We start from the raw sequence: 1,056 nt of genomic DNA, 5'->3' as shown, positions 1-1,056 counted from the left end.
CTGTTCGCGACACTCGACCTGGTCGCCCAGGCGCCGGGTGGTCCCGAGGAGGACCCCGAAGGCTTCCCGTACGGAGGGGGGCAGGCGCCCCTGTTCGACGAGACGGGCGGCCGCCAGGTCATGGACGGCATGCGGGGCATGGACGCGCTGCTCCTGGGCCGCCGGACCTACGACATCTTCGCCGCCTACTGGCCGCACCAGGCCGACGGCGTCGACGGCGGAATCGCCACCCTGTTCAACAGCATCCCGAAGTACGTCGCCTCACGCGGCAACCCGGATCTGGGCTGGGAGGGCTCGACACACCTCGGACCCGACCTGGCGACCGCCGTCCGGGCGGTGCGGGACAAGCACGAGAAGGTCCACGTGATCGGCAGCCTGAACCTGGTGCAGTCGCTGCTGCACGAGCGCCTCTTCGACCAGCTCAACCTGTGGATCTTCCCCATCGTGCTGGGCGTCGGCAAGAAGGTGTTCGACGGCGGCGCGGTGCCCGCGAACCTGACCCTGCTCGAACCGCCAGCCACCTCCGGCAGGGGCGCGGTGCTCCTGCGGTACGGCCTCGCCGCCGGGACGCCCGGCACCGGGGACATGAGCCGCCCGGGACGCGGCGTCGAGCAGTAGCGCGTCCCGGCTGGCCCGTGGTCAGGCCGGCGGGGGCTCCGACAGGCGGACCACCAGGTCAGCCCGGTCGGCGGTGGGGGTGATCAGGGCCGCGTTCGCCTCGTCGCTACCCAGCGCCCACGCCCGCGCCTGCTCCGGGGACCTACCGAACGCCTCGTGCCGCGCGGTCAGCCGGCGGTGCCGCACCTCGGCCTCCAGGTCGAGAAACCACGCCTCGTGCAGCAGCGGTCGGATCTCCTGCCAGGGGAAATCCCGCAACAACAGGTAGTTGCCCTCGGTCACCACCAGCCGGACCGAGGGCAGCACCTCGATGGCGCCGGCCACCGGCTCCTCCAACTCCCGGCGGAACTCCGGGGCGTAGACCGACGTCGGTTCCAACCGGTGCAACCGGCGCAGCAGCGAGACGTACCCGAAGACGTCGAAGGAGTCCGCCGCGCC

Annotated in this window: 1 protein-coding gene and 1 pseudogene; one reads left to right on the top strand and one right to left on the bottom strand. The window is 72.0% G+C overall.

Going from position 1 to position 1,056, the window contains the following annotated elements:
• On the top strand, nt 1-618 hold a 618-nt coding region (locus ABZ449_RS42310), incomplete at its 5' end, for a dihydrofolate reductase family protein (protein ID WP_360357527.1).
• A 21-nt stretch (nt 619-639) separates the two neighbouring features.
• Here the strand turns inward: ABZ449_RS42310 and ABZ449_RS42305 are convergent.
• A pseudogene (locus ABZ449_RS42305) lies at nt 640-1,056 on the bottom strand (nucleoside/nucleotide kinase family protein); the annotation flags it as partial.

Origin of the sequence: Kitasatospora sp. NPDC005856, from assembly GCF_040629945.1 — a bacterium.
Taxonomy (GTDB): Bacteria; Actinomycetota; Actinomycetes; order Streptomycetales; family Streptomycetaceae; genus Kitasatospora.
This window is presented reverse-complemented; position numbering and strand designations above follow the sequence as displayed.